The sequence below is a fragment of the Streptomyces sp. NPDC093544 genome, assembly GCF_040683495.1.
Lineage (GTDB): Bacteria > Actinomycetota > Actinomycetes > Streptomycetales > Streptomycetaceae > Streptomyces.
This window is the reverse complement of sequence record NZ_JBFBEA010000003.1, coordinates 216,039-240,229: the sequence shown is the minus strand read 5'-3', so window position 1 is coordinate 240,229 and position 24,191 is coordinate 216,039. Positions and strand designations below refer to the sequence as shown.

20 protein-coding genes and 2 pseudogenes are annotated in these 24,191 nt (G+C 69.5%); 8 read left to right on the top strand and 14 right to left on the bottom strand.

Translation table 11 applies throughout. The features are described from left to right. The first annotated feature begins 164 nt into the window (after positions 1–164). The gene (locus AB0N66_RS05450) at positions 165–1,517 is read left to right on the top strand and encodes a hypothetical protein (RefSeq protein WP_365429048.1); all 1,353 of its coding nucleotides are present in this window, start codon (positions 165–167) and stop codon (positions 1,515–1,517) included. Positions 1,518–1,555: 38 nt separating this feature from the next. Here AB0N66_RS05450 and AB0N66_RS05445 read toward each other — a convergent pair whose 3' ends face one another. Further along, positions 1,556–2,383 carry an NAD(P)H-binding protein gene (locus tag AB0N66_RS05445; RefSeq protein ID WP_365429045.1) on the bottom strand — a complete coding sequence of 276 codons (828 nt, stop codon included), beginning with the start codon at positions 2,381–2,383 and terminating at the stop codon, positions 1,556–1,558. A 153-nt stretch (positions 2,384–2,536) separates the two neighbouring features. Here AB0N66_RS05445 and AB0N66_RS05440 point away from each other — a divergent pair, with 153 nt between their 5' ends. Beyond that, positions 2,537–2,902: a helix-turn-helix domain-containing protein gene (locus AB0N66_RS05440; RefSeq protein ID WP_365429479.1), complete on the top strand. Its 366-nt coding sequence runs from the start codon at positions 2,537–2,539 to the stop codon at positions 2,900–2,902. Positions 2,903–2,962: 60 nt separating this feature from the next. Continuing rightward, a complete protein-coding gene (locus AB0N66_RS05435) occupies positions 2,963–3,394 on the top strand; it encodes a group II truncated hemoglobin (RefSeq protein WP_365429042.1) in 432 nt (143 codons plus the stop codon). An 89-nt stretch (positions 3,395–3,483) separates the two neighbouring features. Here the strand turns inward: AB0N66_RS05435 and AB0N66_RS05430 are convergent. From AB0N66_RS05430 to AB0N66_RS05420, 3 genes and pseudogenes are all read right to left on the bottom strand, one after another. Then, positions 3,484–3,936 (bottom strand): annotated as a pseudogene (locus AB0N66_RS05430) (response regulator transcription factor); the annotation flags it as partial. 252 nt (positions 3,937–4,188) lie between these two features. Then, positions 4,189–4,443 (bottom strand): annotated as a pseudogene (locus AB0N66_RS05425) (response regulator transcription factor); the annotation flags it as partial. Next, positions 4,440–5,669 (bottom strand): sensor histidine kinase, encoded by a 1,230-nt coding sequence (locus AB0N66_RS05420; protein WP_365429039.1) that lies wholly within the window; start codon positions 5,667–5,669, stop codon positions 4,440–4,442. The pseudogene AB0N66_RS05425 and the gene AB0N66_RS05420, both read right to left, overlap by 4 nt. A gap of 159 nt (positions 5,670–5,828) precedes the next feature. Here AB0N66_RS05420 and AB0N66_RS05415 point away from each other — a divergent pair, with 159 nt between their 5' ends. Genes AB0N66_RS05415 through AB0N66_RS05405 form a run of 3 tightly spaced genes read left to right on the top strand, consistent with a single transcriptional unit; the run spans position 5,829 to position 9,102 of the window. Beyond that, entirely contained in the window at positions 5,829–6,764 is a 936-nt protein-coding gene (locus AB0N66_RS05415; protein ID WP_365429037.1) for an ATP-binding cassette domain-containing protein, read from the top strand. Then, the gene (locus AB0N66_RS05410; protein WP_365429034.1) at positions 6,761–8,317 is read left to right on the top strand and encodes an ABC transporter permease subunit; all 1,557 of its coding nucleotides are present in this window, start codon (positions 6,761–6,763) and stop codon (positions 8,315–8,317) included. Before AB0N66_RS05415 ends, AB0N66_RS05410 begins: the two co-directional genes overlap by 4 nt. Next, on the top strand, positions 8,314–9,102 hold the full coding sequence (locus tag AB0N66_RS05405; protein WP_365429031.1) for an ABC transporter permease: 789 nt from the start codon (positions 8,314–8,316) through the stop codon (positions 9,100–9,102). Before AB0N66_RS05410 ends, AB0N66_RS05405 begins: the two co-directional genes overlap by 4 nt. 89 nt (positions 9,103–9,191) lie before the next feature. On the opposite strand, the gene AB0N66_RS05400 is transcribed toward AB0N66_RS05405, so the two are convergent. Further along, positions 9,192–9,686, bottom strand: a complete 495-nt coding sequence (locus AB0N66_RS05400; protein WP_365429028.1) for an N-acetyltransferase — start codon at positions 9,684–9,686, stop codon at positions 9,192–9,194. Positions 9,687–9,951: 265 nt separating this feature from the next. Further along, positions 9,952–10,578: a YceI family protein gene (locus tag AB0N66_RS05395; protein WP_365429025.1), complete on the bottom strand. Its 627-nt coding sequence runs from the start codon at positions 10,576–10,578 to the stop codon at positions 9,952–9,954. A gap of 464 nt (positions 10,579–11,042) precedes the next feature. On the opposite strand from AB0N66_RS05395, the gene AB0N66_RS05390 reads away from it, so the two are divergent. Continuing rightward, a complete protein-coding gene (locus AB0N66_RS05390; RefSeq protein WP_365429022.1) occupies positions 11,043–12,641 on the top strand; it encodes an acyl-CoA carboxylase subunit beta in 1,599 nt (532 codons plus the stop codon). A gap of 57 nt (positions 12,642–12,698) precedes the next feature. Further along, positions 12,699–12,893, top strand: a complete 195-nt coding sequence (locus tag AB0N66_RS05385) for an acyl-CoA carboxylase subunit epsilon (RefSeq protein ID WP_365429019.1) — start codon at positions 12,699–12,701, stop codon at positions 12,891–12,893. A 160-nt stretch (positions 12,894–13,053) separates the two neighbouring features. Here AB0N66_RS05385 and AB0N66_RS05380 read toward each other — a convergent pair whose 3' ends face one another. From AB0N66_RS05380 to AB0N66_RS05345, 8 genes are all read right to left on the bottom strand, one after another. After that, positions 13,054–13,635: an ATP/GTP-binding protein gene (locus AB0N66_RS05380; RefSeq protein ID WP_103554950.1), complete on the bottom strand. Its 582-nt coding sequence runs from the start codon at positions 13,633–13,635 to the stop codon at positions 13,054–13,056. After that, on the bottom strand, positions 13,616–14,209 hold the full coding sequence (locus tag AB0N66_RS05375) for a DUF742 domain-containing protein (RefSeq protein ID WP_365429016.1): 594 nt from the start codon (positions 14,207–14,209) through the stop codon (positions 13,616–13,618). The genes AB0N66_RS05380 and AB0N66_RS05375 overlap by 20 nt, the downstream gene beginning before the upstream one ends. 94 nt (positions 14,210–14,303) lie before the next feature. Next, positions 14,304–14,717 carry a roadblock/LC7 domain-containing protein gene (locus AB0N66_RS05370; RefSeq protein WP_266836330.1) on the bottom strand — a complete coding sequence of 138 codons (414 nt, stop codon included), beginning with the start codon at positions 14,715–14,717 and terminating at the stop codon, positions 14,304–14,306. 10 nt (positions 14,718–14,727) lie between these two features. After that, on the bottom strand, positions 14,728–17,979 hold the full coding sequence (locus AB0N66_RS05365; RefSeq protein WP_365429013.1) for a nitrate- and nitrite sensing domain-containing protein: 3,252 nt from the start codon (positions 17,977–17,979) through the stop codon (positions 14,728–14,730). Positions 17,980–18,371: 392 nt separating this feature from the next. Beyond that, positions 18,372–18,947 (bottom strand): ATP/GTP-binding protein, encoded by a 576-nt coding sequence (locus tag AB0N66_RS05360; protein WP_028802395.1) that lies wholly within the window; start codon positions 18,945–18,947, stop codon positions 18,372–18,374. Further along, a complete protein-coding gene (locus AB0N66_RS05355; protein WP_365429010.1) occupies positions 18,928–19,326 on the bottom strand; it encodes a DUF742 domain-containing protein in 399 nt (132 codons plus the stop codon). Before AB0N66_RS05355 ends, AB0N66_RS05360 begins: the two co-directional genes overlap by 20 nt. 113 nt (positions 19,327–19,439) lie before the next feature. Next, entirely contained in the window at positions 19,440–19,853 is a 414-nt protein-coding gene (locus AB0N66_RS05350) for a roadblock/LC7 domain-containing protein (RefSeq protein WP_365429476.1), read from the bottom strand. A gap of 9 nt (positions 19,854–19,862) precedes the next feature. After that, positions 19,863–23,648 (bottom strand): nitrate- and nitrite sensing domain-containing protein, encoded by a 3,786-nt coding sequence (locus tag AB0N66_RS05345; RefSeq protein ID WP_365429007.1) that lies wholly within the window; start codon positions 23,646–23,648, stop codon positions 19,863–19,865. Positions 23,649–24,191: the final 543 nt, after the last annotated feature.

Sequence of the window (24,191 nt, the reverse complement as noted above, 5' to 3'; positions counted from 1 at the left end):
GTTTGAGGACGAGCGCGTTCAGCGCGATACGGGGGTCTGGGGGAGGTCTGGGGGGCGGAGCCCCCAGGAACAAGGGACGGGTAGGGGCGGAGGGGCGAAAAACCCACCTCACCCAACCCCACCCGCACAGCCACATTCAGCCACCGTCAGGTACCGTCGAAGACATGAGGGCCGCACGCACCAGAGTGCTCCCCGGACTGCTGAGCGCACTGACGCTCGCCGCCCTGGCACTCCTCACCGCCCAGGCACCCACGGCCCACGCGGCCACCGACATAGGCACGGTAGCCGCAGCCCTCCGCGAGTCCCCGGTATACGTGGACCCCGCAGCCACCGCCCAGCTCTCCACCGCGGACGCCGACGCCCTCACCAAGAAGATCAAGACCGCGGACAAGCCCGTCTTCGTAGCGGTACTCCCCGCGGACTTCCCCACCCAGAACCTCTTCCAGAACCTCCGCACCTCCACCGGCATCACCGGCCTGTACGCGATCAGGCTCGGTGACCAGTTCGACGCCCGAGCCGACTCCGCGGTGATGTCCACCACCGCCGTGCAGAACCTCGTCACCAGCGTCCAGAACGAGGACACCAACACCCAGCTGAACGACTTCGCGGACCGCGCGCTAGCCAACATCGGCGGCGCGGCCCCCGCGAGCTGGGACTCCGGCGGCACCGACGGCGGCGTCTCCACAACCGCCCTGATCACGGTCGGCGCGGTGGCGGTACTCGGCGGTGCGGGCGCCTACACACTCGTACGACGGAACAAGCGCCGCAAGGCGGAGGAACAGCGCGCGGCCCTCGACAAGCTCCGCGTGGTGGTGGACGAGGACATCACGGCGTTCGGCGAGGAACTGGACCGTCTCGACTTCCACCCCGCGGAAGCGGGCGCGGACGACGCGATGCGCGCGGACTACGAGCGCGCGCTCGACGCGTACGAACAGGCGAAGTCGTCCATGGCCGCCGCCCAGCACCCAGAAGACGTACGCGTCGTCACCAAGGCCCTGGAGGACGGCCGCTTCTCCCTCGCCGAACTCGCCGCCCGCCGCGAGGGCCGCCCGGTCCCGGAGCGCCGCGCGCCGTGCTTCTTCGACCCGCGGCACGGCCCCTCGGTCGCCGACGCGACCTGGACCCCGGCCGGCGGCGCGACCCGCGAGGTCCCGGTCTGCGCGGCGGACCGGGCCCGCCTGGCGGACGGCGCCGACCCGGCGATCCGCGAGGTGGACACCGAGTACGGCCGCCGCCCCTACTGGGACGCGGGCCCGGCCTACGGCCCCTGGGCGGGCGGCTACTTCGGCGGCGGCCTGCTGCCCGGCCTCCTCGTCGGCACGATGCTCGGCAGCATGATGGCCAGTCCCGCGTACGCGGCCGACTACGGCTCCGGATACGGCGACTTCGGCTCCGGCGGATACGACGGCGGCGACGTCTCGGGCGCCGACTTCGACTCCGGCGACTTCAGCGGCGGGTTCGGCGGCGGAGGCGGCGACTTCGGTGGCGGGGGAGGGGACTTCGGCGGCGGCTTCTGACGATGGGGCGGCCGCCGAAGGACCTCAGGCCGCTCCCGTCACTTGAACGCGGCGACGTTGCGCTCCGCCCACTGAGCGAACGTACGCCCCGGACGCCCGAGAATCCGCTCCACATCCGGGCTGACCCGCTGTTCCTCGGCCGTGGGCGTCCCCAGGATCCCGAGCGTGCTCTCCACGACCAGCTCGGGCATGAACCCCAGCATCTGCTCCCGTGCTTCGTCGCGCGTCTGCTCGACGAACCGCACCGGCTCGCCCAGCACGTCCGCGATCGCCGCGACCTGCTGCTTGGGCGAGACGGGCGCAGGCCCGGTCAGTGTGTACGTGCTGCCGCCGTGACCGGACTCCCGCAGCGTGACGGCCGCGACCTCGGCGATGTCGGCCGGGTCGATGGTCGGCAGCGCGACGTCACCGAACGGCGCGGCGGCCACCCGCCGCGCGCGAACCGTCTCGGCCCACGGATACGCGTTGGAGTCGAAACCCCCCGGCCGGAGCACGGTCCACTCCAGCCCCGACCGCTTGACAGCCTCCTCCAGCTCCGGCGGATGCCGTAGCGTCCCGACGCCCTGCGACGAAAGAAGGACGATCCGTCGTACACCCCCGGCCCGAGCAGCGTCGAGGATCCCGCTCGGATCCCCGACGGTCGCGAACCATTCGCCGGAGATCAGTAGGAACAGCGCCTCGGCCCCGTCGAGCGCGGGCTCAAGGCCCTTGGGTTCACTCAGATCGGCCTGGACGTGATGCACCCCCGTGGGCACGTCCTCCGCTGAAGCCCCGCGCGAGACGGCTGTCACCTGTTCACCCGCTGCGGCCAGCGCCCGCACGAGCGGCCGCCCGACATTGCCCGTCGCTCCCGTTACCACGATCATGTTCGCTCCCCTGAGACCTGCTGAGGCCTGTTGTGACCTGTTGGCCGGGCCCTCTGTGGGCCTGATAGGAAGCTACTAGCGGTGGCATAGTAGGTACCTAGAGGAAAGTAATGGAGAGAGGGGGAGATTGTGACCGAAAGCACATCGCGGGCGATGGTGACGGACGTGCCGATCGACCCGGCAGTGGCCTGCCCCATCACCCCGGTCGTCGACATCGTCTTCAGCCGCTGGACGACCCCGATCCTGTGGTCGCTCAACGAGTACGGGCGGCAGCGCTTCGTGGAGCTGGAACGCGGCATCACCAAGATCACGCCCAAGGTGCTGACCCAGCGCCTGCGCCAACTGGAACGAGACGGTCTCGTCGTGCGCACCTATCACCCCGAGGTCCCGCCACGCGTCGAGTACGAGATCAGCCAACTGGGCCGCAGCCTGGCCCCGCTCTTCGCCACCCTCGCCGACTGGGCCACGGTCAACCTCGACAAGGTCGAGGACGCTCGCCAGGACTACGACGCCCGCTGAGTCCACGCGGTCCTCGCCGGACACTTGGCGGAACCTCTGCCACCGGCCCACGATGAGAGCGTGACGAGTCTCTACGAACACGCGGGCGGCGATGAAGCCCTGCACCGCCTGGAGGAGATCTTCTACGCGAAGGCGCTCGCGGACCCCGTCCTGCGCGAGGTCTTCCCACGCCGCGAACCGCACCACGTCGACCATCTGACCTGGTTCACCGCCGAGTCGTTCGGCGGCTCCGACCGCTTCACCCGGGAACTCGGCTTCGCGCACATCATCAAGGTGCACCGGGGCCTGCGGATCACCGACGAACAGCGCGACCGCTTCGTACAGGTCTATCTGGAGTCGCTCGACGAGGCGGACCTGCCGGACGACGAACCCTTCCGCGCCGCCGTCCGCTCCCACGTCGAGTTCGGCTCGCGCGTCGCCCAGCAGAACTCCCTCGCCGAGACGGACGAAGAACTCCACCCACTCCGCGAAGTCCCGCACTGGGACTGGTAGTTCACCAAGGTCCTGTGCGGCGGATCAGGTCGGAGGAGACAGCTGCACTGATCGGCCGGCCAGGCCGCCCTAGGGGGAGCTCGGGGGAGCTAGGGCGGGCCCAACGGCTCGGTGGCCGCACGCGGCACGACCAGCCCACTCTCGTACGCCGTCACGACTGCCTGCGTACGGTCGCGCAGGCCGAGCTTGGACAGAACGCGGCTGACGTGCGTCTTCACGGTCTCCTCGCCGACGTGCAGCCGCAGGGCGATCTCGGGGTTGGACAGGCCCTCCGCGATCAGCCGCAGCACCTCCGTCTCACGCGGCGTCAGCGCGCCGAGCGTCTTCCGCGCGGGCATCCGGGGCTTCAGCCGGGCGAACTCGGCGATCAGCCGGCGCGTGATGGCGGGCGCGAGCAGCGCCTCCCCGGCGGCGACGACCCGCACCGCCTCGAAGAGCCGCTCCGCGGTGACGTCCTTGAGGAGGAACCCGCTCGCCCCGGCAGCGAGAGCGTCGTACACATGCTCGTCGAGGTCGAAGGTGGTGAGGATGAGCACGCGTGGAGTGCTCTGAGCGGCGGCTTCGCCAAGGCCCCGGAACTCGCCCCGGCCCCGGAGTTCGCCCCTGCCCGTGACCTCGCCCCGGCGCGTGAGCTCGTGCTGGCCCGTGGCCTCGCCCCTGCCCGTGGGTTCGTGCTGGCTCGTGAGCTCGCCCCGGCCTGTCCGTTCGTCAGGGCCCGCGCGCTCGGCGGTCATCGCCTGCCCGGCCACTGCCTGCCCGGCCATTGCTTGTGCGGCCGTTGCTGCGGGCGCCATCAGTTCGGCAGTCGCCTGGATCCCGTCCATCACCGGCATACGGACGTCCATGAGGACCACGTCGGGTTGCTCCGCCCGGCAGATCCGCACCGCCTCGGCGCCGTCGCGCGCGGTGCCGACGACCGTGAAGTCCGCCTGGGTGGCGAGGAGCCCGGCGTATCCGGCACGCACGACCTCATGGTCGTCGGCGACGACGATACGGACCGGGGCGGTCGCTTCGGCATGGGTGTCGGTGCCCGTATGGGTCTCGGTCATACAAGGGCCTCCGCCCGTACGGGAAGCCGCGCCTCGACGAGAAACCCGCCGCCGGGTGCCGGGCCGGTGCGGAGGGTGCCGCCGACCGTGGCGGCGCGCTCCCGCATGCCGAGGAGCCCGTGGCCGGCGTCTGAGACTTGCGAGACGTCCGAGGCATCCGAGTTGCCTGTACTGGTGGGAGGCCCCGGGCCGTTGTCGCGGACGCGGATCGCCAAGTCATCCTCCGAATAACGGAGTTCGACATCGACGGCGGCCCCCCGCGCATGCCGACGGGCGTTCGTGAGGGCCTCCTGGACGATGCGGAACGCGGTGACCTCGATGCCCGGGTCGAGCGCGGCGACAGGGCCCGTGACGATCAACCGGGTGCGGCAGCCGGAGGCGTCCCGGGAGTCGTCGACCAGCTCCATCAGCTGGCGCAGCCCAGGCTGCGGGCGCCGTGTGACACCCACGTCGGCGTCCTCCCGCAGTACCCCCAGCAGTCGCCGCATCTCCGTCAGCGCGCTCCGCGCGGTGTCCCCGATGGCGAGCAGCCGGGTGGCGCCGTCCGCGGGGAGCCCTGCCGTGGTCAGCCGGGCGGTCTCGGCCTGGACGGCGATCATCGAGATGTGGTGGGCGACGACGTCATGCAACTCCCGCGCGATCCGCGCCCGTTCGCCGCGTGCGGCATGCGCGAGCAGTGTGTCCGCGAAGGCCCGCTCCGTCACGCTGTGCGCGAGTGCGGCACTGCGGACGTGATGCGCGATGCCGGTCGCGGCTGCGGCGGACGCGAGCGTGGTCACGAGCACGGCCATCACCCGGGTGGTGACGTCGTCCTGGCTGGCGAGGGCCAGGACGACGTACGGCAGGACGAGCGCGCCGCTGAGCCGGGGCGCCCCTGCTCTCCCGAGCCAGTACACAGAAGCCAGTTGGGCCACGACCCCCGCCAGGGTGAGCGCCCGGAACGGCGTCAGCGCCAGCACTCCCGCCGAGGTCACCGCGACAGCTGCCCCGGCCCGCACGGCCACGGCACGGTCGGCCCCGAGCACGAAGGTGAGCGGAAGGGTGGTGCAGACACCGAGCAGCAGGGCGAGCGCCAGATTCTCACGCAGGCTTCCGACCCGGAGGATGACCTCCGCGCAGGCGAGGAGAGCAAGGGCAACCGGGTACGTCACGGGGGCCGGGAAGCGCCGTACTCGCCCCCACACCCCCGCGACCCCATCGTCGCGTCGCGCAGTGTCCTCGCTCATGCACGCCATTGTGCCGTCGGCGGCGACGCAGCGCGTCACCCTGGGGTTTCTCCCCCGCGTGGGGGACTCGCCAGGCGATCCGTCCCTCATGCCAGGGGTGCCGAAGACGGCTCTCTGGCGGGACGACTCGAAGCCCGCCGATCCCTAATCTCGCTGAGCATGAGTGACGCAACGATCGAAGTCCAAGACCTGCGCAAGCGGTTCGGCCGGACCACCGCGGTGGACGGGCTGTCCTTCACGGTCGAGCCGGGCCAGATCACCGGATTCGTAGGGCCGAACGGGGCGGGCAAGTCCACCACGATGCGGGCCGTGCTCGGCCTGGACGCTCCCGACGAGGGGCGCGCGCTCATCGGCGGCCGCCCGTACCACGCCCTGCGCTCCCCTCTGTTGGAGGTCGGCGCCCTGCTCGACGCGGCCGCGCTGCACCCGAGCCGTCGCGGCCGCGACCACCTGCGCTGGCTCGCGCACTCGCACGGCCTGTCCCTGCGCCGCGTGGACGAGGTCCTCGAACAGGTCGGAATGGCCCAGGCCGCCCGACGCCGCGCGGGCGGCTACTCGCTCGGTATGCGTCAACGTCTGGGCATAGCGGCCGCGTTGCTCGGCGACCCCCCGGTTCTTCTTCTCGACGAACCGGTGAACGGGCTCGATCCCGAGGGCATCCAGTGGATCCGCGGCTTCCTGCGCCGGCTGGCCGCCGAGGGCCGAGCCGTCCTTGTCTCCAGCCATCTCATGAGCGAGTTGGAGGACACCGCCGACCACCTGGTCGTCATCGGCCGCGGCCGCCTCATCGCCGACACCGCCGTCGCCACCCTGCTCGCGGCCGCGTCCGGCGACCGGGTCGCTTTGCGCACGACCGCGCGCACGGAGGCGATGGAGCTGCTCGCCCGAGCGGGCGGCACGGTCGCCGTCACCGGCGCCGACACACTGACGGTCACCGACCTCCCCGCGGAGCGGATCGTGGAACTGCTCGGCGCGGCCCGGATCCCCTTCGCCGAAGTAGGCGCCCACCGGGCGACGTTGGAAGAGGCGTACATGGAGCTCACGCGACACGCGACCGAGTTCACCTCGACCTCCGAGGGAGAGGTCGCCCGATGACCTCCCCATCCCCCTCTCCGACAGTGACCCCCTACCGCTCACAACTCCCGGCCGGCCGGGACGGCTTCGCACGGCTGCTGCGCGCGGAGTGGACCAAGTTCTGGACCGTGCGTGTCTGGGTGCTGGTACTCGTCGTCGCGGCGGCGGTCACGGTCCTGATCTCGCAGCTCGCCGCGAGCGGCTCGTCCACCAGTTCCGGCGGGGCACCCGTCACCCTCGCCCCGGACGGCGCCCAGGTCACCGACACCTTCCGCTTCGTCCACCAGCCTTTGACCGGCGACGGCAGCGTTACGGTCCGGGTGTCCGACCTGAAGGGGCTCGGCGGCCGCGACCCGGAGCCCTGGGCGAAGGCCGGGATCATCATCAAGGCGAGCACGGAGGTCGGCAGTCAGTACGCGGCCCTGATGGTCACCCCGGACCACGGCGTCCGTCTGCAGTGGAACTTCACACAGGACAAGGCAGGCAGCGGCGCGTCCGGCGACCCGCGCTGGCTCCGTCTGACGCGGACGGGCGCACAGCTGACGGGCTATGAGTCGGCGGACGGCTCCGACTGGACGAAGGTGGGCTCGGTCACGCTGCCGGAGCTGGCGAAGTCGACCCAGGCGGGCCCGTTCGTCGCCACTCCTCAGCACAACGAACTGCGCCGCTCGTTCGGCGGCACCTCGGAAACGGCCGGCAGTACGAACATCACGGCGAGCTTCGACCACCTCGCCGTCATCGGCGGTGCCAAGGGAGCGCCCTGGACCAGTACGGACGTGGGCGCCCCCGATCCGAACGCCCCCGGCGCCCCGCAGTCCGGCCCGGCGCACCGGGAACCCGGCACCACTCAAGTATCTGGCGCCGGCGTCTACACCGTCACAGGCCAGGGCGACATCGCCCCGGACCAGACCGGTCCCGATGTCATCCAGATGAGCTTCCAAGGCGTCTTCGTGGCCGTGGTGTTCATGGTGGCGCTGGGAGCCCTCTTCATCACCACCGAGTACAAGCGCGGCATGATCCGTACGACGTTCGCGGCGACCCCGCGCCGCACCCGCGTCCTGACGGCCAAGGCCTTGGTGATCGGCGGCGTCACATTCGCCGTCGGCCTGGTGGCAACGGCCATCACCTTCCCCCTGGCCCAGAGCACCATGCGCTCCAACGGGTTCAAGCCCCCTGTGTATCCGGACCTCTCCCTCCTGGACACCACGGCCCTGCGAGCGGTCGTAGGCAGCGCGGCACTCCTGTCCCTGGTAGCGGTCCTCGCGCTCGCCACCGGGGCGATACTCCGCAACAGCGCGGCCGCGATCACCGTGGTCGTGGTCCTCGTGATACTCCCGCAGATCCTCGCCTTCGCCCTCCCGCTCCCGGTCGGGCAATGGCTGCTCAAGCTGACCCCGGCGGCAGCGTTCGCGGTCCAGCAGGGAGTGACGTATTACCCCCAGGTGGATCACAACTGCCTCCCGGAGAGCGGCTGTTACCCCCTCGCTCCCTGGAACGGCTTCGGGGTCCTGTGCGCATATGTGGCCGTGGCCCTGGCGCTGGCCGCCTGGCGCCTGCGCAGGAGGGACGTATGACGTGGTCGTTCCACGCGGAGTGGACGAAACTCCGCACGCTGCCGAGCAGTTGGCTTCTCCTGGCCGCGACCGTGGTCCTGACGATCGCGGTGGGCACGGCCTCGGTGTCGGCGGTCACCACCCGGGACTGCCTCACGGCGGCCGCATGCCACGAGGACACCGTGAAGCTCAGCCTCACGGGCGTCTGGCTCGGCCAGGCGACGATCCTGATCCTCGGAGCCCTGTCGATGGGAGCGGAGTACGGCACGGGCACGATCCGCACCACGCTCACGGCGATCCCTCGCCGTTCGCGAGTCCTGGCGTCAAAGGCGGCCGTACTGGCCACGGCCACAGCAGCGGCCGGCACCCTGGCGATCACCGCTTCCCTCTACGCGGCCCGCGTGATCCTCCCGGGCAACGGCTTCACTCCCGCCGAGGGCTACCCCCTCCTCACCCTCACCGACCCGACCACCCTCCGCGCGGCCCTAGGCTCAGTCCTCTGCCTGATCCTCATAGCCGTCCTGGGCCTGGGCCTGGCAGTCCTCCTACGGGACACCGCGGGCGCGATCACCCTGGGCCTCGGGCTCCTGTACGTCGTCCCACTCCTGGCCGACCTGCTCGGCTCCGCAACCTGGAAGGACCGCATTGAGCGCTGGGCCCCCATGCCGGCCGGCATGGCCATCCAGGCAACCCGAGACCTCGCCCGACTCCCTATAGGCCCGTGGCCAGGGTTGGGGGTACTGGCGGCGTACGTGCTGGGTCTGCTGCTGGTCGGTGCCGCGGTGTTCAGGTGGCGCGACGCTTAGGACTTGTCCTTGCCGATCAAGCCGGCAAGGCACCGCCGCTTTCCTTCGACTCGACCGGCCGGACAGGTCCCAGGTGGTGCCCCGGAGAGTCAGCCGGCGTCCGGCAGAGCCAGCCACTCCTGCCACGACAGATCCCGCCCGATGAACCGGGGCCGCTCGAAGGGCCAGTCCTCGGCGATCCACCGGGGTACGAGCGAGTCCAGGTCCCGCTCCAACTCGCTGCCCACGCGCTCGTCCACGACCCACCAGGAGACCTCGGCATCAGCACCGGCCTTCTCCGGAGGATCGATGTAGACACACCCGAACTCCTCGGTACCCGCGTCATTGAACAACACGTAGTTGAAGGACTCATGGGCCTCGATCTCGGCCGCGTGACGCTCCAGGTCCTTCTTGTTCGCGTCGTACGACATGGTCTCGGCGGGCCACCCCCACGCCTCACCGAAGATCGACCACAGCCGCTCGCGCGAACCCATCACGGTGGAGTAGTCGATGTCCGCGTCCGCCCCGGTGATCGGACGCAGGTGATACCCGCCCGGCAACTCGATGCGAAGGGGATGTACGAAGCCAGCGGGCAACCAAGTCATGGGCGGAGGTTAACTGCCATTTCCGGTTGACCGCACCGGGTTATTTCCTGGCACCGAGGCACCGAGGCACCGAGGCACCGAGGCACCGAGGCACCGGAGTTGCGGGGGAGCGGGACCCCTGCAAGTTGGCGATACGGTCGGAATTGTGTCTTCGCGTCCCGGCGTCGCTGCCGGACATGGCGAAGCGCCTGTCCTCTGGTTACCGGGGTATCAGAGGACAGGCGCTTTGAATGGTGTCGCGAGTGCCGGAGGCGCTGCCGCAGACTCAGGCGGCGTTCTTGATCGCCGAGATGTCGAAGACCAGCTTGATCTTGTCGGAGACGAGGACGCCGCCGGTCTCCAGGGCCGCGTTCCAGCTGAGGCCCCACTCGGAGCGCAGGATCTCGGCCTTGCCCTCGAAGCCGACGCGCTGGTTGCCGAACGGGTCCGTCGCGGCACCGTTGAACTCCAGGTCGATGGTGAGGGGCTTGGTGGTGCCCAGGAGCGACAGGTCGCCGGTGATCCGGTAGTCGTCGCCGCCCAGGGCCTCCGCCTTGGTGGAGCGGAAAGTCATCGTCGGGTACTCGTCGATCTTGAAGAAGTCGGCGCTCTTCAGGTGGCCGTCACGGTCCGGGGAACCGGTCTCGACGCTGTCCATCTTGACGTCGATCGAGGCGGTGGACTTGGACGGGTCCGCGCCGTCCAGGTGCAGGGTGCCCTCGGCGTCCTTGAAGCTCCCCTTGACGTTCGTCACCATCGCGTGACGGGCGACGAAGCCGATCGTCGAGTGCGCCGGGTCGATCGTGTAGTCGCCGGTCAGCGCGGCCAGGTCGGGGTTCACCTCGCCAGAGGTGGTGTCCGTGCCGGTGGCGGAGGTGTCTGTGCTGTCTGTCTTGCGGCCGAAGATGCCCATGATGTGCTCCTTGGGGGGACGGGTCGCGGTTTCGTCCGGAAGCCGCGACGTGAGGCTGTTGATCGAGGCTGTTTAAGTTTCAACGATGCCAACAAGAGGGAACGTAGACCTATTCCGTTCAAGTTTCAACATCATCCGCTACGTGTTCACGACGTTACGTTGCGTCCCGTCGCTCCGCTCTGCAAGTGGGGTCCCGAGGTGGGGTCCCGGCGCGGGGTCTCGACGCGGCGTCCCAAGGTGACCTTCCGGGCGGCCGTTCACTCCAGGGATGGCATGTGCTCCTCATGAATGTGAGGTGACTCTCAGTTGACGAGTTTGTCCGACTCCTACAAGCCAGGGGCCCCCTGAGCAGTCAGATCGCCTGCCTGAAGCTGTGGTTCTGTTCAGGGCTACCAGGAAAACGGCCCGGAGACTGTACGGAGTCGACGGCCCCCTTTCGGCGGTGGGCTTCGTAAGGTCGCTACATGACCGTTTTGGATGAGGCCGAATCCTCAGGATCCTCAGGCGAACCCACGGACGCGCGCGGGCGTGTGGCCGAGCTGCACGCGATCCGTGCGGAGGCGCTGCGGGGCCCCAGCGAGAAGGCGACCGCCGCACAGCATGCCAAGGGCAAGCTGACGGCGCGGGAGCGCATCGAGCTGCTGGTCGACGCGGGTTCGTTCCAGGAGGTCGAGCAGCTGCGCCGGCACCGGGCGACCGGGTTCGGCCTGGAGGCCAAGAAGCCGTACACGGACGGTGTGATCACCGGCTGGGGCACGGTCGAGGGCCGCACGGTCTTCGTGTACGCGCACGACTTCCGGATCTTCGGCGGCGCGCTGGGCGAGGCTCACGCCACGAAGATCCACAAGATCATGGACATGGCCATCGCGGCCGGGGCGCCGCTGGTCTCCCTCAACGACGGCGCGGGAGCCCGTATCCAGGAGGGCGTGTCCGCGCTCGCCGGGTACGGCGGCATCTTCCAGCGCAACACGAAAGCCTCCGGCGTCATCCCGCAGATCAGCGTGATGCTCGGCCCCTGCGCGGGCGGCGCGGCCTACAGCCCCGCCCTCACCGACTTCGTGTTCATGGTCCGCGAGACCTCGCAGATGTTCATCACCGGCCCGGACGTCGTCAAGGCGGTGACCGGTGAGGAGATCACTCAGAACGGCCTGGGCGGCGCCGACGTACACGCCGAGACCTCCGGCGTCGCGCACTTCGCCTACGACGACGAGGAGACCTGCATCGCCGAGGTCCGCTACCTCCTGTCGATGCTGCCGCAGAACAACCGCGAGAACCCGCCGCGCGTCGCGTCCGAGGACCCCTCGGACCGGCGCTCGGAGGTCCTGCTCGATCTGGTCCCCGCGGACGGCAACCGCCCGTACGACATGACGAAGGTGATCGAGGAGCTCGTCGACGACGGCGACTACCTTGAGGTGCACGAGCGTTGGGCCCGCAACATCATCTGCGCGATGGCCCGCCTCGACGGCCAGGTCGTCGGCATCGTGGCCAACCAGCCGCAGTCGCTCGCGGGTGTGCTGGACATCGAGGCCTCCGAAAAAGCTGCGCGCTTTGTCCAGATGTGTGACGCTTTTAACATTCCGATCGTCACTCTCCTGGATGTCCCCGGGTTCCTTCCCGGTGTCGACCAGGAGCACGGCGGAATCATTCGGCACGGCGCGAAGCTGTTGTACGCGTACTGCAACGCGACGGTGCCGAGGATCTCGCTGATCCTGCGCAAGGCGTACGGAGGTGCGTACATCGTCATGGACAGCCAGTCCATCGGCGCGGACCTCACGTTCGCCTGGCCGACGAACGAGATCGCCGTGATGGGTGCGGAAGGCGCGGCCAACGTCATCTTCCGCCGCCAGATCGCGGAGGCGGAAGACCCCGAGGCCATGCGCGTACGCATGGTCAAGGAGTACAAGGCCGAGCTGATGCACCCCTACTACGCGGCCGAGCGGGGCCTTGTCGACGATGTCATCGACCCCGCCGAGACCCGGGAAGTGCTCATCAGGTCCCTCGCGATGCTGCACACCAAGCACGCGGACCTGCCCTCCCGCAAGCACGGCAACCCCCCGCAGTAACCCTGCGGATCCTCCGCGGCAGCGCTGCGGAAACCTCTCTCACGGAGACTTGAACCTATGAACAACGCTGACATCCGCGTCGAGAAGGGCCACGCCGAGCCCGAGGAAGTCGCCGCCATCACGGCCATCCTGCTGGCTCGCGCGGCGGCTGCGCCCGCTTCCGCCACGTCCCACAACGCCGCCCGCCCCAAGGCCGGCTGGCGCCGCCTGGAGCGCGAGCCCGGCTTCCGGGCACCGCACAGCTGGCACTGACTCTTTCAGCGCGCACACGGCCCCGCTCTCCCTCCGGAGAGCGGGGCCGTGGCTGTTGTGTCGGTTCAGGCCGCCGGGGGAGTCCACGACAACGGCCCCCGCTCCTCCGTACGGAGAAGCGGGGGCCGTTGGGCGAAGAGTCGGGTCCCGGGGTAGACCGCTAGCGCAGCCGCGCCATCAGCGCGTGCTCCACGAGCGTGATCAGCGCCGACTTGGCGTCCGCGCGGTGGCGGGCGTCCGTCGTGATGATCGGAGCGTCCGGCCCGATCTGCAGGGCCTCGCGGACCTCTTCCGGGTTGTACGGCTGGTTGCCGTCGAAGCCGTTCAGCGCGATGACGAACGGGAGACCCGAGTTCTCGAAGTAGTCGACCGCGGGGAAGCAGTCGGCGAGTCGGCGGGTGTCGACCAAAACGATCGCTCCGATGGCGCCGCGGACCAGGTCGTCCCACATGAACCAGAAACGGTCCTGGCCGGGAGTGCCGAACAGGTACAGGATCAGGTCCTGGTCCAAGGTGATGCGTCCGAAGTCCATGGCGACGGTGGTCGTCGTCTTGTCTCCGGTGTGCGTGAGGTCGTCGATACCCGCGGACGCGGACGTCATGACGGCCTCGGTACGCAGCGGGTTGATCTCCGAGACGGCCCCGACGAACGTGGTCTTGCCCACGCCGAAGCCGCCCGCCACCACGATCTTCGCGGACGTGGTGGAGCGGGAAGGCCCTCCGCTAGAGCTTGCGAAGTCCACTGAGCACCCTTTCGAGCAATGTCACGGCTGGCTGGCCGCCGGCGCTCTCGTCGCCGCCGGGCTGATGAATGGCGACCAGGCCCGCTTCCGCCAAGTCGGCGACGAGAATCCTGGCCACACCGAGAGGGATCGTCAGCAGTGCCGAGATTTCGGCCACCGACTTGATCTCCCGGCAGAGGTTGCAGATCCGCTGATGCTCGGGCAACTGCCCCTGCATCTGGTGCGGTTGTGCGGTCGTGTGCACCAGCGCCTCGATGGCGAGCTGGTAGCGGGGCCTGGTACGGCCGCCCGTCATGGCGTACGGGCGTACCAGAGGGTTGTGCGTGGACCCGGCCGGTGACGGCTCGGGGTTGCGGCGCTGCGGCTGTACGGGCTGGATGCGCGGCGCCGACGGCTGGTCGTACGGAGAAGGCCCGGGACCCTGGGGTGCGTACGGCTGCTGACGCCGAGGGGTCGGCGCGGAGGGGAAGTTGTACCGGTTCGGGTTCTGTGAACCGTCACCCTGGTCGCCCTGCCCCTGGCCGGGGCCGTACGACCAGTTGCCCGAAGACGAACCGCCTGGGGGTGTTGCCACTTTCTCCTCCTCCGACCGTGCCGGGCACCCATCAATGTGGGACCGCGTCCCGAAACCTTATGGCCTCGGGACACCAAGACGCACCGTCTGTCTGTTAGTTGAGAAGGCTCCCCTGGAGCTCTGCTCGAAGGTCCGGGGTCAGGACCGTACCGGCACGATCCACCAGAAGCGCCATCTCGTACCCGACGAGGCCGATGTCTGCCTCCGGATGTGCGAGTACGGCGAGGGATGAACCATCGGAAACGGACATGATGAAGAGGAATCCCCGCTCCATCTCCACAACCGTCTGGTTCACATGGCCGCCCTCGAAGATGCGGGAGGCTCCCGCGGTCAACGAGGTCAGACCGGATGCGACGGCTGCCAACTGGTCGGCGCGGTCACGGGGAAAGCCTTCGGACATCGCCAGAAGGAGTCCGTCGGCGGAGACCACCACCGTGTGGGACACCCCAGGGGTGTTGTCCACGAAGTTGGTGATCAACCAGTTCAGGTTCTGCGCCGCCTGGCTCATCGGGCTCACACTAACGCTCCTGGTTGTAGGTGCTGTCAGGACCGAAGCCCTGGCCGTTCGTGTCACTACCTGCGTTGCGTCCCTGCTGCACGCCGCGGCGCAGGTTGCTCAGCCTGCCCCGGATGTCCTCAGGGGCGCGGGAGACCTGGGGGCCGCCCTGCGGGGTCGATTCCGCGGTTCCCTCGACCAGGTTGGCCTTGGGTACCCGCCGTGGCAGACCGGAGGGGGTGACCCCGCCTGCCTTGGGCTTCTTGAGCTGCTCGGCGCGCTGCCACCGGTCGTCGTTGGACGAGCGCCAGTCGTCGGGGCCCTTTGTGGTCGCCGGCGGAGTCTGGTCCCTCTGCTCCACGGACCGCTGGCCGTTGCCTGTCGCGGTGGCGCCGCGACGGGGGAGACCGGCGTCGGTCAGGGTGTGGGGGGCGGAGGGGGCAGGCCCCGGTCGGCCAAAGCCTACGCGGTCCGGCTCACCCGCGTCAGCGGTCTTCGCGGATTCCGCTTCCGGAGCGTACTCGGACCGGTACGGGTTCTGGCTCGCGTCCTGCTGCGGCCAGTCATCCTGGTGGGACGGCTGGGCGAAGGCCGAGAACGTCTCCGGGGCGGCGCTCCGGTTGCCCGTGTGCTCGTCCTGGACCGGCTCCGCATACGCGGGCTCCGGGTAGCCGCCGTTCGTCGGGAAGTACGTCTCGTCGTACGACCCCTGCTGCGGCTCCTCGTACGTCGTCTGCTGGTCGTACGTCGCCTGCTGCTCCTCGTACGGGGCCTGGCCGTTGTCGTACGGGGCCTGCCCGTTGTCGTAGGGCGCTTGTCCGCTGTCGTACGGGGCCTGTCCGTTGGCGTACGCGCCCGGCTGGGCCTCGAAGCCCTCCTGGTAGCTCTGAGCCTCCAGAGCCTCCGGCTGGCCCCCTGCCTGGGCCTCCAGGGCCGCACGGCGCTCCTCGCGCATCAGCGAGCGGCCCACGGGGTCCAACTCGCGTATGTCGTCCGGCACTTCGTAGCGGCTGTCGTCGAAGCCGAGCTCGGCGGCCGTAAGCAGCGGCTGCTGGCCGCCCTGGAACGGCTCGCCCTGGAAGGACGGCTGCGGCTGCTCCGGCATGATCTGCGAAACCGTGAACTCGTCGCGCTGGAGCTGCTGCTCGCCGCCGCCACCACCGTGGGTGATCGCGTCGGGGAGCATGACCAGGGAGGTCGTACCGGCCTGCTCGCCCGAGGGGCGGAGCTGGACGCGGATGCCGTGCCGGTCGGACAGCCGGCCGACCACGAACAGGCCCATGCGCTGCGAGATCGCGGCGTCCACGGTCGGCGGGTTGGCCAGCTTGTGGTTGATGTCCGCGAAGTCCTCGGCGGTGAGGCCGATGCCCTTGTCGTGGATCTCGACCATGATGCGGCCGTCCGGGAGACGCGTCGCGGTGACGCGGACCTTGGTCTGCGGGGAGGAGAACGTCGTCGCGTTCTCCAGGAGCTCGGCGAGCAGGTGCACGAGGTCGGTCACGGCGCGGCCGTGGATCTCGGCCTCCGGGACGCCGGAGAGCTCGACGCGCTCGTACTGCTCCACCTCGGAGGAGGCGGCGCGCAGCACGTCCACCAGCGGGACCGGCTGGTCCCAGCGGCGGCCCGGCTCCTCGCCGGCGAGGACCAGGAGGTTCTCGCCGTTGCGGCGCATACGGGTCGCGAGGTGGTCCAGGCGGAAGAGGTTCTCCAGCTGGTCCGGGTCGGCCTCGTTGTTCTCCAGGTCGGTGATCAGGGTCAGCTGGCCCTCGATCAGGGACTGGTTGCGGCGCGACAGGTTGGTGAAGATCGCGTTGATGTTGCCTCGCAGGAGGGCCTGCTCGGCGGCCAGTCGTACGGCCTCGCGGTGGACCTGGTCGAAGGCGCGGGCGACTTCGCCGATCTCGTCCGTGGTGGTGATCGGGATGGGCTGTACGCGGGTGTCGACGCGACCCGGGTCGGTGCGCGAGAGCTGGTCGACCAGCATCGGCAGGCGCTGCTCGGCCACGTTGAAGGCCGCGTTGCGCAGTTGGCGCATCGCGCGGCTCATCTGGCGGGCGACCATGCCGGCCAGGATGAACGCGGCGAGCAGGGCGATCACGACGGCGGCACCGGTGATGATGGCGTCGCGCTTGGCGCTGTCGGAGATGTCGGAGGCCTCGGCCACGGCCTTGTCGGTCAGATCCGACTCGAGCGTGCGGTAGGCGTTGTACTTGGCGGTGTTGACCGCCCAGTAGTTGTCCGCGGTGATGCCCTGCGAGGCGAGCGCGTCGCGGGCGCTCTGGTCCGTGGACGAGAGCGTCGCGAGGGCCGAGACCATCGCGGTGTCCCCGGACGGCGGGGGCACATAGGTCTGGCCCTGGGCCGCCGCGGCCTCGGCGGCGGCCTTGGCCTGGGCCTCGCCGTCGGACTTGAGTTTCTTCTGGGCGTCCTCGAGCTTGGCCGCGTCGGCCTCGGTGCCACCACCGATGTACTCCTCGACGGCGATGCCCTCGAGGTAGGCGTACGAGGAGAGGGCGACGCGCTGGCTGCCGAGGTCCTGGGCGGTGGGGCCGGGCTTGAGCAGCAGGTGCATGCCGATGGACCGCTGCAGTGACGCGGCGGCCTTGGAGAGCGAGACCGCGTAGACGGTACGGCCGTAGCTGGTGATGTTTCCGGTGCCCAGACCGAGTTCGTTGGAGAACTCCATCAGCGGGTGCTGGATCTGGGTGTAGCCCTCTTCGGTCTGCACGCCGGTGAGGGCGGAGGTGTAAGCGGCCTTGCGCAGCGTGGCGAGGCCGGGCTCGACCTTGCGGAAGATCTCCAGACGGCGTTGCAGGCCGGCCGTCTGCGGCATGTTCTGAGCGGCCTCGTCGAAGGCGTCGGCCGCCGCGTCCGTGTCCGCACGGGCCTTTACTACGGTCGCGTCCTTCTCGCCCTTGCCGGTCAGCAGCGGCGCGGCGGAGACGTCGCGCTCGACGTACAGCCTGTCGCCGTAGGTCAGCGCGGCCTGCACCAGACGTGCCGTCTTCTCGGCGTTCTCGGCCTCCTGCCAGGTGTCGATCGAACTCCTCACCTGGAAGCCGCCCATGACCAGGCCGACCACCACGGGGATGAGCAGAATCGCGTTCAGCCTGGTCGGCACGCGCCAGTTGCGCGGGGAGAAACGACTGCCGCTCGGTGCGGGTACCGGCGTGGGCTCCGGGGAGCCGGGCATCTGTGCGGTCGCCGCGACACGCGGCGGCGGGGTGAAGTTGCCCCGTGCCGACGGCTCGGGACCGTTCTTGCTTCGCCTCACTCGACCAAAACCTCTCGGCGTCGGCACCTACGTTGTGCCGCGGTGTCTCCGGCGCCCTTGACTACTGGGCAGGTCAGCGCATTCCAGCACGTCACTCGGCGCCCTTCCAAACACTCGGAACCCATGATTCCAGGTGAGGTAAGCCCCAGATAAAACGGTCATAAAGAACGAGCCCCGCCAAAAGGCGGGGCCTTTGTGAGCACAGCGGTACCGGGTGAACGCGATGCGTGTCGGTGCCCGTGAAATTCTCTGTCGAAACGTTATGAACACTGTTGCCGACCGTGTCAAACGACACAGCCGGCTCCAGGGTGTCTACGACAACTGCCTTATGGAACTGTCGACTTGTGGACCGGGATAAACGCACCATCCGTTGCCCCCGGCCCTGCCGCCCGCTACCGCAGACGGGCCATGAGCGCGTGCTCGACGAGCGTGATCAGTGCGCTCTTCGCGTCCGCGCGGTGCCGGGCGTCCGTGGTGATGATCGGAGCGTCCGGCCCGATCTGGAGGGCCTCACGGACCTCCTCGGGGTTGTACGGCTGGTGCCCGTCGAAGCCGTTGAGGGCGATGACGAACGGCAGCCCGGAGTTCTCGAAGTAGTCGACCGCGGGGAAGCAGTCGGCGAGCCGGCGGGTGTCGACCAGGACCACCGCGCCGATGGCGCCGCGGACCAGGTCGTCCCACATGAACCAGAAACGGTCCTGACCCGGCGTACCGAACAGGTACAGGATCAGGTCCTGGTCCAGGGTGATGCGTCCGAAGTCCATGGCCACCGTGGTGGTGGTCTTGTCCCCGGTGTGGGTGAGGTCGTCGATGCCCGCGGACGCGGACGTCATGACGGCCTCCGTGCGCAGCGGGTTGATCTCCGAGACGGCCCCCACGAACGTGGTTTTGCCGACGCCGAAGCCGCCCGCCACCACGATCTTCGCGGAGGTGGTCGCCCGGCCTCCGTCAGAGCTTGCGAAGTCCACTGAGCACCCTTTCGAGCAAAGTCACGTCCGGCGCGCCGCCGTTGCTCTCGTCGCCGCCCGGCTGATGGATGGCGACGAGTCCGGCCTCGGCGAGGTCCGCGACAAGGATCCGTGCCACACCCAGTGGCATGGACAGAAGTGCCGATACCTCGGCGACGGACTTCACCTCACGGCACAGGTGGCAGATCCGCTGGTGCTCAGGGAGCAGCCCCATCAGCTGCGCCGGGTCGGCCGTGGTGCTGATCAGTGCCTCGATGGCGAGCTGGTAGCGCGGCCGGGTCCGGCCGCCGGTCATCGCGTACGGACGTACCAGCGGCTGGTCGCCCTCTTCCTCGTACGTATGTGCGTACGGATCATGAGAGGCGTTGGGCGGGGTCATGAATCCTCCGGGCGGGACAGCAAGTGAGTCAGTCGTGCCGTCTGTTGAGGCCGGTGGGGGGAGATTGTGTCGGCCGGACGGTGATTTCGTGCTGTGGGTAGAACCCAGGGCCGTTAGTGGAGCAGACTTCCCTGTAGTTCGGCGCGCAAGTCCGGCGTGAGCACTGCGCCCGCGCGGTCGACGAGCAGCGCCATCTCGTAGCCGACAAGGCCGATGTCGCAGTCCGGGTGTGAGAGGACCGCCAGGGACGATCCGTCCGAGACGGACATCAGGAAAAGAAACCCGCGCTCCATCTCCACGACTGTCTGAGCCACCGTGCCGCCCTCGAAGATCCGGGATGCCCCGGCCGTCAGCGAGGTGAGCCCGGACGCGACCGCCGCGAGCTGGTCGGCGCGGTCGCGCGGAAAGCCTTCGGACATCGCCAGAAGGAGACCGTCGGAGGACACGACGACGGTGTGGGACACCCCCGGGGTGTTGTCCACGAAGTTGGTGATCAACCAGTTCAGGTTCTGTGCGGCCTGGCTCATCTGACTCAACTAGTGCTCCTGCTGGTGAGTGGGGCTGGGGAAGCTGCCGGTCTGGCCGGTGCCGGCCTGGCGACCCTGCTGAATGCCCCGACGGAGATTGGTCAGCCGGCCGCGTACGTCATCGGGCGCACGCGAGACCTGCGGACCGGTTTGGTGCGTTTGCTGCTGTGCCGTGCCCGCGACGAGGTTGGCTCGCGGTACGCGGCGCGGCAGGCCTGAGGTGGTGACCCCGCCCGCCGACGGCTGACGGACGCGTTCTGCCTGCCGGACGAGATCGTCGTTCGGCGAGGTGCGCCAGGACGCCTGGGGGGCGGCGGGCGCAGGTGCGGTGGCGGGCCGCGGGGGAACCGCGGGCGCCTGCGGCTGCGGGGTCTGGGGGGAGACCTGCGAGCCGTTGGTCTGATTCTGGGCTGCTGCTGCCGCCGCGGCCTGCTGACCGTGGAACCAGTTGGTCTCCAGCGTGTCGTACAGCGGCGTACGTCCGTCACCGGGGCCCGCCGGCGGCAGGGCCTCGGGCTCCGGCGGAGGCACGGGCCGCTGCGGTGCCTGTGGAGGCCCCGACGGCCGCTGCGGTACCTGCGGCCGCTCGAACTGGCCGGTGGAAGACGGGCCCTGGCCGTTGCCGTACCCGGAAGTCGAGAACTGGCCGGTGGACGACGGGTCCTGGGAGGCGCCGTAGCCCGGGGTGGCGAACTGGCCCGTGGTGGACGGGTTCTGGCCCGGGCCCGAGGAACCGAAGACATCCGGGCGGACGAACTGACCGGAGTTCTGACCGGGGTTCTGACCCGAGTACTGCCCCGTGCCCTGACCGGAGTACTGCCCGGGGTTCTGCTGCGGGACGGCACCGGGGCGCGGGGCGTCGTAGTCGGGGCGGGCGAACTCGGAGGTGGCGGCGGGACCTTGACGGTCGTCGATCCGCGGGAACTCAGAGGTGGCAGCGGTGGCAGCGGTGGCGGCCGGGCCCTGACGGTCGTCGAAGCGCGGCATGCGCGAGGTGGAGTCGGGCTCCTCGTGGCCACGCGGGGTGTCGAGGGACGCGCGCGGCACGGGCGGCTGGGCGTTGTCGTCGCTCCAGCTCGGCCGCGACTGCGCGCTGCCACCGGGGAGTTCGGCGCGTGCGCCACCACGGCCCGGAAGCTGCGGCCTGCGACGGCTGCCCTTGCCGGTCGGCGGCTGCTGCGGAGGTGCGGCCGCGGGGCCGCCCTGTCGCGCACCGGGTGCGTCGCCGAAACCGCCCTGCCGGTTGCCGGACGTGTCACCGAACCCGCCCTGACGGGCACCGGATCCGTCGCCGAAGCCCTGCACACCGGTTCCCGCGGCCTGGAGGCCCTGCGGGGCACCCGGCGCGCTCGCCCCGAAGGCGTTGGTACCGGCACCGGCCGGAGCCGGCCTGCCCTGCGGCGGATTGCCCGGACCCTGCGGTCCACGCGAACCACCCGGCGAACCCGGGCGACCGCCCTGGCTGCCGGGGAGCGCCGCACGCGGGCCCTGGCCCGCACCGACCTGGCCACGCTGCGGCGGGGCACCGACACGTCCGGGGTTACCGCCGCCACCGAGGGCCGGACCGCCCTGACCGTTGCCGCGGCGAGCCGCGGCGACACCGGCGGAGGCCTGCGAGGCGGCCGGACCGGCGCCCTGACCCGGCTTGTTCGGAACCTTCTTGCCGCCCTGGGCGACATCGACGGGAAGCATGACGAGCGCGGTAGTGCCACCCGAGTCGGACGGGCGCAGCTGGATCCGGATGCCGTGGCGCTGCGACAGACGGCCGACCACGAACAGACCCATGCGGCGCGACACCGAGACGTCCACGGTGGGCGGCGAGGCGAGCCGCTCGTTGATCGCCGCGAGGTCCTCGGGGGAGAGGCCGATACCGGTGTCGTGGATCTCGATCAGCACGCGGCCGTCGGGCAGCGCGTGACCGGTGACCTTGACCTTGGTCTGCGGCGAGGAGAAGGAGGTCGCGTTCTCCAGCAGCTCGGCGAGCAGGTGCACGAGGTCGTTGACCACACGGCCGGCCACTTCGGTGGTCGGCACGGAGGACAGCTCGATGCGCTCGTACTGCTCCACCTCGGAGGCGGCGGCGCGGAGCACGTCGACCAGCGGGACCGGGCGGGTCCAGCGTCGGCCGGGCTCTTCACCGGCGAGAACGAGGAGGTTCTCACCGTTACGGCGCATGCGGGTCGCGAGGTGGTCGAGCTTGAACAGCGAGGACAACTGGTCCGGGTCGGCCTCGCGGGACTCCAGTTCGGAGATGAGCGAGAGCTGACGCTGGATGAGGCCCTGGGAACGGCGCGAGAGGTTGGTGAACATCGCGTTGACGTTGCCTCGAAGGAGGGCCTGCTCGGCGGCCAGTCGTACGGCCTCGCGGTGCACGTCGTCGAAGGCCGCGGCCACCTTGCCGATCTCGTCCCGGGAGTGCACACCGACCGACTCGACGGAGGTGTCGACGTCCTGCGGGTCGGACTCGGAGAGCTGCTTGACCAGCTCGGGCAGCCGTTCCTGGGCGACCTTGGTCGCGGTGTCCTGGAGTCGGCGCAGCGAGCGGATCATGGAGCGGGCCACGACGAAGGCGCCGACCAGCGAGACACCGAGGACCAGGAGGATCAGCGCACCCGAGATGATCGCTTCACTCTCGGCCTCGTTGCGCAGCTCACGGGCCTTCTGCTCCATCTCGCCGAGCAGGGTGGTCTCGATGTTGGACATCTGCCCGATCTTGGTCGAGTCGTCGTCGACCCAGTCCAGATACGAGCGCTTGTCCCGCGTTGCCAGACCGTTCTTGCTGGCCAGCACACGCTTGGCGTAGTCGTCGGCCGCCTCGATGGTCGGGTTGCCGCTCTCGATGGGCTTGAGGAGCTCCGCGGAGCCTTCCCCGTAGATGCTCTCGAAGCTGCTGAGGTCGGACTCCTGGCTCTGCTGCGCCGAGAGCGCGTACTGCCGGTCGTTCTCGGACAGCGAGCCGAAGGTCGTGTTGCTCTCGGGCAGCGCGGCGGCGATGACCGCGCGCTGGACGGAGGCGTACTCCTTGGCCGAGGAGAAGGCGGCCAGCGCACGCGTGCGCTGGATCATCTCCGGGTTGCTGGTGGCCTCGGCCATGTCCTGCGAGAGGTCGAGGAGCTGGGTGATGACGCGGTGGTACGCCTCGACCGTCTGGGTGGAGTTCTCGGGCTCGTCGTAGGCGTCGCTGCGGATGCTGTTGAGCTTCTGCAACTCGCGGGTGAGGCCGACGAGGCTGTCCCGTACGCCGGTGAGCTGTCCGTCCGTGCTGGAGTCGTCGATCTCCTGGACGCCCTCGAGGAAGTTCTTCTTCGAGATGTCCGTGGCGTCGCGGGCGCCCTTGACCGTGGGGGAGGTGGCCGCGGCGCCGTGCACCAGTGGCCCCGCCGTCGTGTCGCGCTCCTTCTGGAGCGCGGCCGAGAGCTCGGTCGCCTGCTTGGTGATGTCGGTGAGCAGCTTCATGTTGTCGAGCTGCTGGATGTCGTCCATCGACTGGTTGATGCGGAGCGCGCCGAGTGAGGTCGCGGCGACCACGGGGAGCGCGAGCAGCGAGACCAGGCGCGTGGAGATGCGCCAGTTGCGCAGGGCTATTCGCGAGCCGGGGTGCGTTGCGCCCTTCGGAGTCCTCGCGGCCGGTTTGGCGGGAGCCGTCGCGCCGGGGCGCGCGGAACGTTCACCGCTGCCGCCGACCTCTGCCGGTCCCGGGTTCTGGGCGTGCTGGGGCGAGGAACCGCGGTCGGTCCCGCCGTGCGGCTCCGGCTCGGCCGGAGCGCTGCCATCCCTCTTGAAACGTCCCTGCACTAGCGTCGCAACCTCTGGACCAGGCGCCCCTCCGCAAAACGGTGGGACGGTGTCGGCGTCGTTCAGGAGCGCAGATGCGCCCCCTGGTGGTCGTCAGTGACCGGCGCTGGATCCCCCTTCCCGCCGCTGCTCGGCGCTGCGTTGCGCCCCCTGCGCGCCGGTTCGATCCCGCGGCGGTCCGTGGAATTCCAGCACAGTGCCGGATCTCCAACAAGGGCCGAGTACCAGGCTGTGACCTCCGTGACAGCTTGTGAGGGCTGCGTCACGAGACGTAGAAAGTGATCTCGTACATAACGGACTTATGCCTACGAGGTGTTGGGGTGCTCGGGGTGTCCCAGTCGCCATGATCAGGAGCGGAATGTCGGCTTCCGTGGCGCAATGTCGGTTTCGCCAGGTCGAGCCCGCGGCCTGAATTGACCGCTTTGCCTGCTAGTAAGTGAGGAAACTCACACCACGATCATGGCGTCTTCGCGGCTTCGCCCGGGAATTGCATGTTTAGCCTGACGCTTTACAGGGATGGCGAATCCGACAACCTGCGCCCGC